The sequence below is a fragment of the Nonomuraea spiralis genome (assembly GCF_014648435.1).
Lineage (GTDB): Bacteria > Actinomycetota > Actinomycetes > Streptosporangiales > Streptosporangiaceae > Nonomuraea > Nonomuraea spiralis.
The window spans coordinates 1-625 of the sequence record NZ_BMRC01000096.1; the positions used below are offsets into that span (position 1 = coordinate 1).

Below are 625 nucleotides of genomic sequence, written 5' to 3' on the forward strand. Positions count from 1 at the left end.
CGCGAACAGGTGGCAGCCATACTCGCCCTATTGGGGTTGCGGCTGGCACCGGAGAAGACCCGTGTGGTCCACATCGACGAGGGCTTCGACTTCCTCAGCTTTCACATCCGGCGGATGCGTAAGCGGGGGACGGATAAGCACTACGTCTACACCTTGGTGTCCAAGAAGGCGATCCAGTCGATCAAGGACAAGGTGAAGACGAAGACCTACAGGTCAACCCGCCACATGAGCCTCGCTGAGCTGATCATCAGCCTCAACAGGCTCCTGCGCGGGTGGGCGAACTACTTCCGGCATGCGGTGGCGAAAGACGTCTTCAACGCGATCGACTCCTTTGCCTGGCGTCGCGTCGCGAACTGGATCTTTCGCAAACACTCGTTGCTCAGCCGACAGGAAATGCGCCGCAGATTCTGTCGGCCGGGCTCCTGGAAGATCGCCCATGACGGAGTCGAGTTCACCGGCGCTGCCAGCGTGAAGGTGATCCGATACCGCTACCGGGGGCACGGAATTCCAACCCCCTGGACCCCGACACCGGCAGTCGCTTGAGGCGGCTGACCAACGGCATCGACGCGTGGAGCGCCCGGTGCGTGGAGACGCGCACGCCGGGTGCGGCGGGCGGGCCGGGGAA

General features: G+C 63.4%; 1 protein-coding gene. It reads left to right on the forward strand.

All coding sequences use genetic code 11. The features are described from left to right. Positions 1-543: group II intron maturase-specific domain-containing protein (locus IEZ27_RS53465; protein ID WP_308427379.1), on the forward strand; the 543-nt coding region annotated here is incomplete at its 5' end. Positions 544-625: the final 82 nt, after the last annotated feature.